Here is a 13,329-nt window from a genome sequence, read left to right on the forward strand (position 1 = left end):
CTCGGCGCCGACTGCGCTTTCGGGACACACGCCGTCCGATCGCCGGAGAAGTGGTTCGATGGGGGCAGCGAGTTCCCGTCCGGGGCGCCTGCCGCTCGGAAGGTGCACCTCGATGGACGCTCGGCCAGACCTGTTCGCTCTGCTCACGCGATTGCGCACGGCGGAGCGCGACTACGACGGCCGCGTGGAGCGCCGCCTGGGCATCGGCGCCACGGATCTCGCGGCCCTGCGGCTGATCGGGGTCGGGGAGCGGCGCGACGAGATCGTCCGCGCCGTCGACCTGTCCGCGGCCCTGTCGATCACGACGGCGGCCGTCTCCCTCCTCGTCGACCGCCTCGCCCGCGCCGGCTACGTGGACCGCACTCCCGACCCGTCCGACGGCCGCGGCCGCATCCTCTGCCTGACGGAGCGCGCGCAGAAGGCCATCGTCGGCACCGACGACCCGACCTACGAGCAGATCCGCGCGATGGTCGCGAAGGTGCCCGAGTCGGAGGCCGCGACCGTCGCGGTGCTGCTCGACGGCCTCAGCCGCATCCTCGAGGGGCAGCCGCCGCCCGAGCTCGTCGACTGATCAGCTCTGCAGGGTGGCGCTCGGCGACTCGCCGAATCGCTCCGCGTAGGCCGCGCTGAAGCGGCCCGCGTTCCCGAAGCCCCAGTGCCGGGCGACGGCGGCGACCGTCGTCCCGTGGGGCGGACTCACGGCGAGCTCCTCCCGGGCGCGGTCGAGCCGCACCAGGCGCAGGTAGGCGATCGGGCGCATCCCGAGCACCCGCTGGAACGCGGACTGCAGGCCCCGGACGGTCAGGCCCGACGCCGCCGCCATCTCGGCGGGGCCGATCGGCTCGCTGCAGTGGGCGTGCACGTACTCGACGGCCGTGCGGATCCGTGCGTTCCGGGGGGCGAGGAGCTCGGGCGGGACCGGAGCGGACTCCGGAGGGTAGAGGTCGAGCAGCGCGGAGGCCGTGGCACGGGTGAGCTCGTCCCAGAGCAGCGGCTCGACGCGCTCGCTGCGCAGCGCGCGGGCGGAGTCGGCGACGGCCGTGCGCCAGCGGCGGATCGCCGCGGCGTCGGGGCGGTGCTCGGAGTCGAAGACGAGGGAGCCGACGAGGCCGCGCTCGGCGGCGACCCGGTCGACCACTCCCCGGTCGAGGTGCACCAGGCGCTGGTCGAAGTCGACGTAGTCGAAGGCGAACGGCCGGCCGACGGGGAAGAGGACGGGACGGTTCTCCTCCATCGCGATCGAGGCGCGGCCGACGTCGATCCGGCCGGAGCCGCCCACGATCCACTGCACGACGACGTCGTCCGAGTCGCCCACGCCGCCCGCGAGGCGCCCGGACATCCGCGAGGTGCGGAGGGTCATCCCGCCGTCGCCGATCGCCGCGTAGCGGTAGCTGAAGTCGGCCGCGGTGGTGGCGGCGCGCCACTCGTCGCCGTTGTAGAGCCGCGCGAGGCTGTGCCGCGCCTCGTCCGGATCCTCGCCGCGGGCCTCCAGCCGGACGCGAGGGTGGTGATCGTCCACAAATCGTTCCGGTGCCTCAGCGCGTGAGACGCTCGATGAGCTCGCGGTAGCGCGCGGCCGTGCGCTCGACGATCTCGGACGGGAGGGTCGGCGGGAGGCCCTGGCCGTCCCAGTTGTCGGAGAGCCAGTCGCGCACGATCTGCTTGTCGAACGAGCGGCCGCGGATGCCGGCGTCGTAGTCGTCGGCGTCCCAGTAGCGGGAGGAGTCGCTCGTGAGGACCTCATCGCCGAGGGTGACGACTCCGGTCCCGCGGTCGACTCCGAACTCGAACTTCGTGTCGGCCAGCAGCACGCCGCGGGCCAGGGCGATGGTGGACGCCTCGCGGAAGACGGCGAGCGAGAGGGTGCGCAGCGCCTCCGCGGCCTCCTCCCCGACGATCTCGACCGTGCGCTCGAAGGTGATGTTCTCGTCGTGCTCGCCCTGCGGGGCCTTCCAGGCCGGGGTGTAGACCGGCTCGGGGAGCGCGTCGCCGTCCTGGAGGCCCTCGGGGAGCGGGACGCCGCAGACGGAGCCCGTCTCCCGGTACTCCTTCCAGCCGCTGCCGGAGAGGTAGCCGCGCACGACGCACTCGATCGGGAACATGTCGAGCGTCTTCACCAGCATCGACCGGCCGCGGACCGCCTCGGGGATCGCGCCCGGGATCAGATGGTTGGGGACGTCGGAGAGCTGCGCGAACCACCAGAGGGAGAGCGTGGTCAGCAGCTCGCCCTTGCCGGGGATCCCTGGCTCGAGGACCGCGTCGTACGCGCTGACCCGGTCGCTGGCGACGACGAGCATGCGGTCGGCGCCGAGCACGGGGTCGGCGTCGTCGGGGGTGTAGAGGTCGCGCACCTTGCCGGAGTAGGCGTGCTGCCAGCCGGGCAGCGGCGCCGTGGTGTCGAAGGACAGGGAGTCGTCGCGGGTCACCGCACCATTCTCCCCGATCCGGGAAGCCTCGCGGCTCCTGAAGACCTCCTGTGTCCTGGCGGATCGGGGCTGTCAAGCACGCGCGGTCGCCGATCCCGCGCGCCTAGCGTCGAGACATGACTTCGCAGAACGACCAGACTCCGCAGAACGACCAGTACACGTTCCAAGACCCGACCGCGATGTTCGCCGACATCGACACGGAGGCCCAGTACCAGGAGGGCTCCGGCCTCGACTCTAAGATGGACGATCCCGCCGACCGCGGCGAGTCGACCTACCGCGGCTCCGGCCGCCTGACCGGGCGCAAGGCGCTCGTCACCGGAGGCGACTCGGGCATCGGCGCGGCCGTCGCCATCGCCTACGCCCGCGAGGGCGCCGACGTCGCGATCGTCTACCTCCCCGAGGAGGAGTCGGACGCGAAGAAGGTCGTCGCGCTGATCGAGGAGGCCGGCCGCACCGCCGTCGCCATCCCCGGCGACATCACCGACCACGACTTCGCGGTGGGCGCCGTCGCGAAGGCCGTCGAGGGCCTGGGCGGACTCGACATCCTCGTCAACAACGCGGGCAAGCAGCAGCACGTCGAGGACTTCCTCGAGCTCTCGGACGAGCAGTTCGACGAGACCTTCAAGACCAACGTCTACGCGATGTTCTGGATGACGAAGGCGGCCGTGCCGCACCTCGCCCCGGGCTCCGCGATCATCAGCACCTCGTCGATCCAGGCCTACCAGCCGTCGCCGATGCTGGTCGACTACGCCAGCACGAAGGCCACGATCAACACGTTCTCGAAGGCGCTCGCGCAGCAGCTCGCGCCCAAGGGGATCCGCGTGAACGTCGTCGCCCCGGGCCCGATCTGGACGCCGCTGCAGACCGCGGGCGGCCAGCCGTCCGACAAGCTGCCCGAGGTCGGCTCGCAGACGCCGCTCGGACGCTGGGGCCAGCCGGCCGAGCTCGCTCCCGCCTACGTGTTCCTCGCCTCCCCGGAGTCGAGCTACGTCGTCGGCGAGACGCTGCACGTCAACGGCGGCATGCCCACGCCGTAACACTCGGCGCTCACGGCGGGCCCGGTCGCGGCGCGGAGGAACCCTCTTCCGCGGCGTGGCGGGGCCCGCCGTTTTGGTTGTCGTAACAATCGACTGCTGTGCAGGTTCGTGCGCGAGAGTCGGTGCATGACCGATTCCCTGCCGATCCTCGACCTGTCCCGCCTCGACCAGGGGGAGGCGGAGGCCGCCGCCTTCCGCCGCGACCTCCGGGAGACCACGCACGACGTGGGCTTCTTCTACCTCGTCGGCCACGGCGTGCCCCAGGACCTCCTCGACGACGTCGTCGCCGTCTCCCGCCGCTTCTTCGACCTGCCGGAGGAGGAGAAGCTCGCGATCGAGAATACCCTCAGCCCGCAGTTCCGCGGCTACACCCGCTTCGGCGCCGAGCTCACCAACGGCGACATCGACTACCGCGAGCAGGTCGACATCGGCATCGACCGACCGGCCGTTCCCGCCGGGCCCGGCGTCGCCGACTACGAGCGCCTCGAGGGGCCGAACCTCTGGCCCGAGGCGCTGCCGGAGTTCCGCGAGGTCTTCGAGCGCTGGCACGCGGAGCTCGCCGCGGTCGCGATCCGACTGCTGCGCACCTGGGCCGTCGCGCTCGACGCCCCGGAGGACGTGTTCGACGAGGCGTTCGCCGAGCGGCCGTTCTCGCTGGTGAAGGTCGTCCGCTACCCGGGCACCTCCGACCCGGAGCCCAAGCAGGGCGTGGGCGCGCACCGCGACGGCGGCGTGCTGACGCTGCTGCTGGTCGAGCCCGGCAAGGGCGGCCTGCAGGTCGAGCACGACGGCTCGTGGATCGAGGCACCCGCGATGGAGGGTGCGTTCGTCGTCAACATCGGCGAGATGCTGGAGCTCGCCACGGGCGGCTACCTCAAGGCCACGCTGCACCGCGTGATCTCGCCGCTGATCGGAACGGACCGGATCTCGATCCCGTTCTTCTTCAATCCCGCGCTCTCGGCCACCATGCCCTCGCTCCCGCTGCCCGAGGAGCTCAAGTCCGGCCTCTCGGTCGACCCGACGAACGCGCCGATCCTCGAGACCTACGGCGAGAACGCGCTGCGCTACCGGCTCCGGGCCCACCCGAACGTGGCGGCCGCCCACCACGCGGACCTGCTCGCTCCCACCGTCTGACCCGGGAACGACGAAGGGCCCCCTTCCGCGCGAGCGCAGGAGGGGGCCCTTCGTCGTCAGTGCGTCAGCAGCGCGCGGCGGCCACGGGGACCGTCGCGGTGAACGCGGGCTGGCCGGTCGCCGATCCGGTCACCGTCACCGTGCCGGCCGGCATCGAGGCCAGGCGGGTGGTGAAGGCGGCGGAGGCGGACGAGCCGGGAGCGACCGCGGTGAACGACTTCGAGCCGTAGGCCGAGGTGATCGTGACGTCCGCGGCAGTGGTGTCGGTGTTCTTCACGGTCGCGGTGAGCACGATCTTGCCGGCGACGCAGCGCGTGGCGACGGCGGGGACGAGCTCGAGGGTGTCCAGCGGGACGGCGGCCGAGACCGACGTGCGCACCAGCTTGTCCGCGTACCCGGTGTAGGAGGCCGTGACGCCGGTCACGTCCGCCGGGACCGAGACGCTCGCCGAGCCGCCGGAGAGCGGGACGGTCGAGGTCCACGAGCCGCCGGTGAAGGTGACCGAGCCGACGACGTCGCCCCTGTCGGCCGCCGCGACCGTCGCCGTGACCGTGCGGCCGTCGGCGGTGAGGGTCGTGGTGGAGTCGACGGCGGTGACGCCGGTCCAGTTCTTCATGGCGGTGAGGACCGTCTGCGGGACGCTCACGAACGCACCGTGCCGCGGGCTGGCCGGGAGGCCGGCGCGGCTCTTGGGCGAGACGTTCCAGTCGGCCGACTGCGAGAGGCGGTTCGTCTGCGAGCTGCCGGCGATGGCCGCTCCGGAGGTGAGGAAGGCCTTGTAGCCGCCGTCGCCGTAGTTGTCGACGAGGAACGCGTAGCCGTCGCCCGTGCCGGTGGTGTCGTTCGGGTCGCCCGCGTTCAGCTTGATGATCTCGGGTCCCTCACCGGCCTGGCCGGTCTCGAGCGAGGTCATCCGAGTGTCGGTGAGCTGCCAGGTGGTGTTCGGGTCGGCACTCCAGTTCGAGAAGGTCGTCCCGGCGGTCAGGACCTTCGACTTCTCGAGGAAGATGTCCTTCCCGGCCTCGAGGGTGCCGGCGGCGCCGCCCTCCTCGTTCTTGGTGAAGCGGTAGTAGTAGTCGCCGATCTTCGTGATCGTCGAGTCGATCCGCGCGTAGCCGGTGTCCTGCCAGGTGGCGGGAGGAGCGGTGAAGGTGCGGAAGTCGCGGGTGATCACGGAGAAGACGCGGGAGTAGAGCTTGTCGTTGTTGCTCTTCGTCGCGTCGGAGTAGAGGCGCGAGGAGAAGAACACGACGTAGGACTGCAGGGCGTCGTCCCAGTACGCCTCGGGCGCCCAGGTCATTCCGGCGGCCGGCTGGTTCACCGTGATGCCGGTGTCGGCGCCGTTGGTGCGGGTCCACTGCACCAGGTCGGTCGACTCCCAGACCTCGATCTTCAGGCTGCCCTTGGACTGGGCGTCGCCCCAGCCGGTGCCGCAGGAGATGCAGAGGTCGGTGGCGACCATGTAGTACTTGTCGCCGTTGTGCGAGCGGAGGATGAACGGGTCGCGCAGGCCCTTCGTGTCGGTCGTCGAGGTGATGACCGCCTTCCCGCCGTTGACCGGCGAGAAGGTGAAGAAGTCGTTGCCCGAGGTCGCGGCCTGGTAGATCTTCTCGTCGCCGTCCGACTTGAAGTACGCCGAGGCGTAGCCCGCGTCGGGAGCGGTGCGGCCGAGCTCGGCGACCGTCAGCGTGAAGGCGCGCGTCTCGGTGACGCCGTTGAGGGTGGCCGTCGCCGTGAGGGTGACTGTCCTGTCCCCGGAGCCGTAGGCCGGCCGGGTGACGACGCCGCCGCCGCGGTAGGGGTCGGCCGCGCCGACCGCCGGAGCCGCGTAGGAGGTGTTCGTCGGCGTGACGAGGGCCGGGTCCGAGGAGGTCCAGGTGATGTCGGTGCCGTTCCGGGCGCCCTTCACCGCGAGGGGGAGGTTCTCGGTGGTGCGCGTGGCGAGCTTCAGCGCGTCGAGGTCGTCGTTGATGCTCGGGGCGAGCACGACCACCTCGAAGGCGATCGTCGCGCCCTGGGCGGTGGTCGCCGTCAGGGTGACCGGGGTGTTCTGCGCGATCGAGCGCGAGACGACGCCGGTGGCCGAGACGACCGCGCTGTTCGAGGAGGTCCAGGTGAGCGGGACGCCGCTGCTGGAGGCGGGCAGCGTCAGGTTCGAGGAGACCTGGGTCAGCGACGGGTTGCCGGCCAGCAGGACGGGCTGGATGTCCGAGCGCAGCAGGGCGGAGGTCGCGGACGCCTTCGCCGCGGCGGTCGGCATGCTCGAGGCGACCTGCTCGGCGGTGAGGGAGGTGTCCCAGAACTTCACGTCGGTGACGTCGGCGGTCACGAGCGCGTCGCCGGAGTAGAGCGAGCGGCCGAGGTAGCCGAGCGTGGACCCGGTCGGGACGATGCTCGCCATCGACTTCGTGGTGTTCGCCGTCGAGATCTGCGTGCCGTCGCGGTAGAGCGTCAGCACGGTGCTCGACCCCGTGCCGGTGCCGACGAGCGTGAGCGTCGTGAACCCGGGGTTCAGCGTGCCGCCGAACGGCATGCGGGTCTCGCCGTTGCTGGTGGGCTCCTTGACGCGGATGCCCGCGAGGACCTGTCCGCTGGGCGAGCCGTCGGGGTTGCGCGGGTTCACGAAGACGTGGTTGCCGAGCTGCGTGGTGTTCCACGGGCCGACGCCGTCGCCGATGACCCAGCCGAACTGGTTGGCGGTGGTCTGCGTCTTCACCGTGTACTCGACGGCGAAGGCGTTGTCGGCTCCGGTGACCAGGCCCTGGGGGAGGCTCGCGTAGCCGTCGTTCTTGAACCGGGCGACCTGGTCGCCGCCGGCGTTCGCGAAGGACGCGTCGGTGAGGCCGGTCAGGGTGGCGTTGCGTCCGTTGCCCGAGATGTCGAGCAGGGCCGAGCCGGCGTGCGACATGTCGTAGTGCGCGGTGGGCGCCGGGACGTCGACGGCCTGCGCCGAGACGGGGACGAGAGCGCCGGTGAGGGCGACGCTCGTGCAGGCGAGAGCGGAGAGGAAGAGGGATCGCACGCCGCGCCGAGGCGCGGCGGCAGGGGGCTCCGGGGAGCGTCGTCTCATCGTCGAGACCTTTCCTTCAGGGGAGGGATGCGTCGAGCCGAGGGGACCGACGCGTGTGTTCACGTTAACATGTGAGCCGCCTCAGAGCCATGGGGGAATTGCTCCGGCGTCGGGAGCGAACCATGCGACAGGGGCGCGCCTCGGCGCAAGACCTGCACCCGCGAGCGCCCGGGGCGTAGCGTGAGCGCACCGCATCCTGGCCCCCGGTGACGGAACCATGCCCATCCGCCTGCCCTGCGAGGAATTGACCATGACGACGCTCTTCCACACCGGTGGCTCCCTCTCCCTCGACGACGCGACCGCCGACGCCGTCGTCCGCTACTCGCTCGCGCTCGCGCAGCAGCATCGGATGAGCACGGTCAGCGTCGCCGACGACTCGGCCCCCTCCTCCGTCGTGACGCTCACCGTCGGGCTCGGCGTCCCCCTGGTGGTCGCGGGCAGCGGCAGCGCAGCGGCGGAGTCGAGCGACGAGATCCTCGAGCGCCTCGACGCGCTCGACGGCGCCGGCGGTCCGGTGCCCGCCTCGGACGTCGACCCCCGCGCGACGTGGGAGCTCGAGAACGAGTACTGAGCTCCGAGCCGCGGCGCCGCCGGCGCGGATCCGCCCCGCTCCTGCTCCGCTGGCGCGGAGCGTCAGCGCCGGTAGTCGCGGATGATCTCCTGGGCGAGCGTCGTGATCGGGGTCGACGTCGCTCGCGCGCGGACCCGCAGCACCTCGAAGGCCTGCTCGACCGTGGTGCGGTGGGCGTAGGCGAGTATCCCCTTCGCCTGCTCGATCAGCACCCGGCTGTCGAGCGCGTGCTGCAGCTGCTCCTGGGTGACCGTGCTCTGCTGGAGCGCGCGCTGGTGCAGGATCCCGATCGTCGCGACGTCGGCGAACGCCTGCACGACCGCGATGTCGTCCGGATCGAGCCGGCCGGGCCGGGCCTGGAAGAGGTTGAGGGAGCCGATCGTCGTCCCCGCCGAGCGCATCGGCACGCAGTGCGCCGAGAGAACGTCGAGCTCGACCGCCAGCGTCCGGAACTCCGCCCACTCCTCGCCCACGGCGCGGGCGTCCTCGACGATGACAGGCCGCCCGGTCTCGAAGCACTGGATGCACGGGCCCGATCCGCTGTCGAGCTGGAGCAGCTCGATCAGCCGGGTGTCCTCGTCCGTGGAGGCGAGCACCTCGAGGGAGCCGGTGGAGTCGGCGAGGACGAGCCCCGCCGAGACGGCGTCGAAGAGGGTCGCGCTGCTCTCCACGAGGGTCTGCGTGAAGTCGACGACGTCGTAGTCGGCGACCAGCGTGTCGGAGAGGGCGACGAACGTCTGGATGACGCTGCGCTCGCGGGAGTTCGTCACCATGTGTCGTCCTGGGCGGTGAGAGGGCGGTCGGGGAACCCGTCGTGCCGGGCCACGATGCCGGAGGCGACATCGACGACGGAGCGCTGCTGGGCGAAGGCGTGGGCGCGCAGCAGCAGCTGCGCCTCCTCGGCCGTGCTGCCGTAGCGCGCGATGATCATGCCGGTCGCCTGGTGCACCACGCGTCGCGAGCGCGGATTCGTGCTCTCCTCGACCTCGTTGTCGCGCAGCACCGCGGCCAGCACCAGCAGCGCCGTCGCGGTGGTCGAGGCGCTGATCCGGCCGAGGAGGGAGTCGCTGAGCGACGTGGGGCGGCGGGAGTAGAGGTCGACCGCGCCGATCGAGAGCCCCGCGATCGAGAGCGGGAAGGCGAAGACCGCGCGCACCGCCGTGGGGCCGATCGCCTCGGTGAAGAGCGGCCAGCGCTCCTCCGCGCCGGTGTCCGGCACCGAGACGGGGCCGGCAGCGCGGATCGCCTCCCAGCACGGGCCCTCGCCGAGGTCGATCTGGATCTCGTCCAGCCGGCTCGCGGTGCTGTCGCTCGCGGCGACGGTCTCGCCGCCGAAGGGGCTGCCGAGCGTGGAGATCGCGACGCCGTCGATCGGATACCCGCGCAGATACGGGTCGCAGAGAGCGTCGGAGTCGGTCACCGCGCCCATTTCAGCCGTCGGCTCCGCACGGAGCGACGCTCCCCCGGACCGGCGGGGACCACGACACGGTGACGCGCGGGAGCCCGCCTGGCTGCGCTGCCCGGGCGCACGAGGCGACGGCCCGTGAAGCGGCTCGTCGGGCGCGGACGGTGCGCGGTGCGGGGCGACGGGAGCCGGAGGACGGCGGCCTGCACGGCGACGGAGCGGCTCAGGCCGGGGTCGATCGAGCCGGGACGCTCGAGGGCGGCGATGAGGTCGTCGAGGACGGCGAAGGCGGGATCTGTCATCACGGCTCCTGGCCGGGTGTCCGCGGCCGTTGTTCTGCGCGCCGGGGCGCGGGCGGTGTCGATCGGGTGTCGCCGTGCGGGGTCCGCGCACGACGTCGACGAGGTCCTGCCTGACGGTACGGGGCGCGGATCGACCGGACGACGTGGTTGACCTCCCGGAGGTCCGCCGCTACTCGTACTCTGCGTTGAGCTTGTCGAAGTCGTTCGTGATGATCGACAGCGGGGTGTACGGCGTGATGAGGAGGAGCGCCGGGTTCGCGCGACCCTCGCCGTAGTTGACGGTCAGCCACTGCGGGGTCGGGGAGGCCAGGGCGGCCTCGACCTCGGCGCGGAACTCCTCGAGGCTCCTGTTGTTGACGGTGTAGGCGGTGCCGTTGTAGATCAGGTCGATGCGCTTCACAGCTGGTCGCCCTTCGCCGGGGGACGCACCGGTTCGGCGGGTTCCGAGATCACGTACAGCCCGCCCGCGGAGTTCGCGAGGTCGGTGAGCGCGGAGATCCAGGCGGGGTTGATGCGGGGCATCCGGCCGCCGAAGTACTTGTAGCGGAGCGCGTGGGAGGGGTGGATCCAGATCGCGCTGCGGCCGTCGCCCATGCTGTGATCGTCGCGCCAGCTGAGCAGGAACGACTCGTTGCGGCGCAGCTTCGCGGTGATGACGATCTGCAGGTGCGCGAGCACGCGGTCCTCGAAGTCGATCTCGACGGTCCCGTCGTAGTGCAGCTTCCCCATCAGCGTCTCCAGCCCCTGATCTCCGGCAGGCAGACGCCCGCCGTTGCCTCCACCCTTCCGCAGACCGGACGGATCCGACAACCGGGTCTGCCATTCTCTGCTCGATCTGTCCAGGTCTTCCGTCAGCGGCGGTCATCTGTCAACCTCCTCCCTCCACGCAGCCGGCGTTGCCGAGCATGGGCGGCATGAAGCACATCCTCTTCGCCGACAAGACGATCCTGGTGGGGGACGAGGCGGCCGACGCACTCGTCGAGTACGCCGTCGCCCTCGCCTCGAAGGGCGCGGCCGACTCCGTCGAGTACACGGGGATCGGCGCCGACGGCGGGACGGTCGACGCCACCTTCCTCGTGAACGCCGCGGCCGCCCTCATCGTCGAGACCACGCCGAGCGACCTGCCCGAACCGGACAACGCGGCGGAGGTGGCACGGCTGCGCGAGCGGATCGACGCGCTCACCGGCGAGCATCCCGTGCAACCCGGCGACGGCGAGCTGACCAGTGGTGCCGGCTACGAGGACTCCTACGAGCAGTGAGTGGTTCCCCGTCGTGCGCGTCCGGGCGCGACCGGCGTCCGCTACCACTGCGAGGCTCCGCAGTGAACCCCCTGATCGGCTGAGGGGAGGCGGACGTACCGTGGCCCTGCGGGTCGCCGACGACACGATCACCGGTCGACCGCTACGGGCACGGCCGCGGGTCGGCCGGGGAGGACGGACACCATGACCGGAGACCATCCCTTCTGGGTGCGCCTCGCGCGCAAGGAGCCGCAGTGCGCCATCGTGCGCGGCCGGGTCTTCGAGATCGGCGCCCCCGACGAGCGGGACGGCGCCTTCCTCCTCACGGTCTGGGAGAAGGGGCGGCCCGTCGGGCACGTCCTGAACGTGGATCCGCCCGCCTACAAGCCGTGCGGACCCGGGCACCCGGTCGAGCCGCAGCGGGTCGACGGGGTCGAGGAGCTGCTCGAGCTCCTGGTGCCCCAGCGCACCCGGCTCGCGGCGCACGGCTGACGCCGCTCCCGTCCGCGGGGGCCGCCCGAGTCCTGTGCACCGGGAGCGGGGCGAGCGCTGAGCACCCGCCGGCGGACGCCCGGGACGGGGGAGTCGTGCGGCCGGGCGGCGGCTGGCATCCTGACCTCGGTGCGACGAGCGCGCCCGCGAGGGGGAGCCCGATGAGCACCACCGAGGACGTCGACGACGGGACCGCCGAGTTCGGGTACCGCCCCTCCCTCACCCGCGGGATCGGCCGCTTCGGCAGCTTCGCCGCGGGCGTGAGCTACATCTCGATCCTGACCGGCACGTTCCAGCTCTTCTCCTTCGGCTTCGCGCTCGGCGGTCCCGCCTACTGGTGGTCCTGGCCGATCGTGTTCGCCGGGCAGCTCATGGTGGCGCTGTGCTTCGCCGAGCTCGCCGCCCGCTACCCGGTCGCCGGCTCCGTCTACAACTGGAGCAAGCGCCTGGCCGGTCCGACGGTGAGCTGGCTGGCGGGCTGGCTGATGGCGACCGCCTCCGTGGTCACGCTCGCGGCCGTCGTGCTGGCGTACCAGGCGACGCTCCCGCAGATCTGGAGCGGGTTCCAGCTCGGCGGCTCCGCGGGGGTGAGCGCGGTGGTCTGGGGAGCGCTGCTGATCGCGTTCACCACCGCGGTCAACGCGCGCGGCGTGCGCCTGATGGCCCGGATCAACAGCGTCGGCGTGCTGATCGAGCTCGTCGCGGCGGTGCTGCTGGTGGCGGTGCTCGCGGTGAACGTGGTGCATCCGCCGACCGTGCTGCTCGACACCAGCGGCTACGGCGGGAGCACGCCGGGCGGGTACGCCGGCGCGTTCCTCATCGCCGCGATCGCGTCGGCGTACGTGATGTACGGGTTCGACACCGCGGGCTCGCTCGGCGAGGAGACGGTCGATCCGCGCCGGACCGCGCCGGCGGCGATCCTGCGGGCGGTGACCGCCTCCTTCGTCCTCGGCGGCCTCATCCTGCTGCTGGGGATCCTCTCGGCGCCCGACCTCGCCGACCCGGCGCTCGGGCAGGCGTCGGGCGGGCTGCAGCGGATCGTGCTGCAGGTGCTCGGCGGCCCCCTCGGATCGGTCCTCCTGCTCTGCGTGGTCGTCGCGATCACAGTGTGCGCGCTGGCGGTGCACACGGCGGCCATCCGACTGATCTTCGCGATGGCCCGCGACAACGCCCTGCCCGGCAGCCGCGTGCTCGCCCGCGTCGAACCGCGGCGCGGGACCCCGATGGCGCCGGCGCTGGTCGTGGGGGTGCTCGCGGTGCTGATCCTGGTCGTGAACATCGGGACGCCGGCGATCTTCACGGCCGTGACGAGCGTGGCGGTCATCCTGATCTACCTCGCCTACCTGCTGGTGACGGTGCCGCTGCTGATCGCCCGGCTCCGCGGCCGGTGGCCCGCAGCCGCGCCCGGGCGCTTCTCGCTCGGCCGCGCGGGCCTGCCGGTGAACGTCGTCGCGGTGCTCTGGGGCGCGGCGATGACGGTCGACCTCGCGTGGCCGCGCGTCGAGGTCTACGGGGAGGAGCTGCGCTGGAGCGCGGTCGTCGTGATCGCCGCGGTCGTCGGGATCGGCCTGGCCTGGTTCCTCCTCCGCGGCCGGCACCGCCTCGGCACCCTGCCCGCGCACGCGCTCCCCTCGCCGCCGCCGCAGGGCTGAGC

At 72.0% G+C, this 13,329-nt stretch carries 15 protein-coding genes; 7 read left to right on the forward strand and 8 right to left on the reverse strand.

Annotated features, from left to right (window positions below; translation table 11 throughout):
• The first annotated feature begins 112 nt into the window (after positions 1 to 112).
• Positions 113 to 571 (forward strand): MarR family transcriptional regulator, encoded by a 459-nt coding sequence (locus GSU40_RS01085; protein ID WP_159940166.1) that lies wholly within the window; start codon positions 113 to 115, stop codon positions 569 to 571.
• On the opposite strand, the gene GSU40_RS01090 is transcribed toward GSU40_RS01085, so the two are convergent.
• Together GSU40_RS01090 and GSU40_RS01095 are read right to left on the reverse strand one after the other, a co-directional pair.
• The gene (locus tag GSU40_RS01090; protein ID WP_160033163.1) at positions 572 to 1,519 is read right to left on the reverse strand and encodes a helix-turn-helix domain-containing protein; all 948 of its coding nucleotides are present in this window, start codon (positions 1,517 to 1,519) and stop codon (positions 572 to 574) included. It abuts the gene before it with no gap.
• Positions 1,520 to 1,535: 16 nt separating this feature from the next.
• A complete protein-coding gene (locus tag GSU40_RS01095) occupies positions 1,536 to 2,426 on the reverse strand; it encodes a phosphoribosylaminoimidazolesuccinocarboxamide synthase (protein ID WP_244229544.1) in 891 nt (296 codons plus the stop codon).
• A gap of 116 nt (positions 2,427 to 2,542) precedes the next feature.
• Between GSU40_RS01095 and GSU40_RS01100 the strand changes: the two genes are divergently transcribed.
• Both GSU40_RS01100 and GSU40_RS01105 read left to right on the forward strand, forming a co-directional pair.
• Positions 2,543 to 3,463: a glucose 1-dehydrogenase gene (locus GSU40_RS01100; protein ID WP_104223791.1), complete on the forward strand. Its 921-nt coding sequence runs from the start codon at positions 2,543 to 2,545 to the stop codon at positions 3,461 to 3,463.
• 126 nt (positions 3,464 to 3,589) lie between these two features.
• Positions 3,590 to 4,597, forward strand: a complete 1,008-nt coding sequence (locus GSU40_RS01105; RefSeq protein ID WP_160033165.1) for a 2-oxoglutarate and iron-dependent oxygenase domain-containing protein — start codon at positions 3,590 to 3,592, stop codon at positions 4,595 to 4,597.
• Between the two features lie 64 nt (positions 4,598 to 4,661).
• On the opposite strand, the gene GSU40_RS01110 is transcribed toward GSU40_RS01105, so the two are convergent.
• Complete coding sequence (locus GSU40_RS01110; protein ID WP_244229545.1) at positions 4,662 to 7,619, reverse strand: immunoglobulin-like domain-containing protein; 2,958 nt, start codon at positions 7,617 to 7,619, stop codon at positions 4,662 to 4,664.
• A gap of 298 nt (positions 7,620 to 7,917) precedes the next feature.
• On the opposite strand from GSU40_RS01110, the gene GSU40_RS01115 reads away from it, so the two are divergent.
• Entirely contained in the window at positions 7,918 to 8,238 is a 321-nt protein-coding gene (locus GSU40_RS01115) for a hypothetical protein (protein WP_104282669.1), read from the forward strand.
• 62 nt (positions 8,239 to 8,300) lie between these two features.
• Here the strand turns inward: GSU40_RS01115 and GSU40_RS01120 are convergent, their stop codons facing one another.
• From GSU40_RS01120 to GSU40_RS01140, 5 genes are all read right to left on the reverse strand, one after another.
• Positions 8,301 to 9,011: a GAF and ANTAR domain-containing protein gene (locus GSU40_RS01120; protein ID WP_160033168.1), complete on the reverse strand. Its 711-nt coding sequence runs from the start codon at positions 9,009 to 9,011 to the stop codon at positions 8,301 to 8,303.
• Positions 9,005 to 9,658 (reverse strand): GAF and ANTAR domain-containing protein, encoded by a 654-nt coding sequence (locus tag GSU40_RS01125; protein WP_104351715.1) that lies wholly within the window; start codon positions 9,656 to 9,658, stop codon positions 9,005 to 9,007. Before GSU40_RS01125 ends, GSU40_RS01120 begins: the two co-directional genes overlap by 7 nt.
• Entirely contained in the window at positions 9,655 to 9,945 is a 291-nt protein-coding gene (locus GSU40_RS01130; protein WP_160033170.1) for a hypothetical protein, read from the reverse strand. Before GSU40_RS01130 ends, GSU40_RS01125 begins: the two co-directional genes overlap by 4 nt.
• A gap of 169 nt (positions 9,946 to 10,114) precedes the next feature.
• Positions 10,115 to 10,345: a hypothetical protein gene (locus GSU40_RS01135; protein ID WP_104282666.1), complete on the reverse strand. Its 231-nt coding sequence runs from the start codon at positions 10,343 to 10,345 to the stop codon at positions 10,115 to 10,117.
• Complete coding sequence (locus GSU40_RS01140) at positions 10,342 to 10,674, reverse strand: ATP-dependent DNA ligase (protein WP_104223784.1); 333 nt, start codon at positions 10,672 to 10,674, stop codon at positions 10,342 to 10,344. Before GSU40_RS01140 ends, GSU40_RS01135 begins: the two co-directional genes overlap by 4 nt.
• Before the next feature lie 185 nt (positions 10,675 to 10,859).
• On the opposite strand from GSU40_RS01140, the gene GSU40_RS01145 reads away from it, so the two are divergent.
• The 3 genes from GSU40_RS01145 (at position 10,860) to GSU40_RS01155 (ending at position 13,327) form a co-directional block, all read left to right on the forward strand.
• Complete coding sequence (locus GSU40_RS01145; RefSeq protein ID WP_160033172.1) at positions 10,860 to 11,204, forward strand: hypothetical protein; 345 nt, start codon at positions 10,860 to 10,862, stop codon at positions 11,202 to 11,204.
• A 183-nt stretch (positions 11,205 to 11,387) separates the two neighbouring features.
• Positions 11,388 to 11,675, forward strand: coding sequence for a hypothetical protein (locus tag GSU40_RS01150; RefSeq protein ID WP_104223782.1), 288 nt, complete (start codon positions 11,388 to 11,390; stop codon positions 11,673 to 11,675).
• Positions 11,676 to 11,836: 161 nt separating this feature from the next.
• Positions 11,837 to 13,327 carry an amino acid permease gene (locus GSU40_RS01155; protein WP_160033174.1) on the forward strand — a complete coding sequence of 497 codons (1,491 nt, stop codon included), beginning with the start codon at positions 11,837 to 11,839 and terminating at the stop codon, positions 13,325 to 13,327.
• Positions 13,328 to 13,329 lie beyond the last annotated feature (2 nt).

This window comes from Rathayibacter sp. VKM Ac-2805 (assembly GCF_009834265.1).
In the GTDB taxonomy this organism is placed as follows: Bacteria; Actinomycetota; Actinomycetes; order Actinomycetales; family Microbacteriaceae; genus Rathayibacter.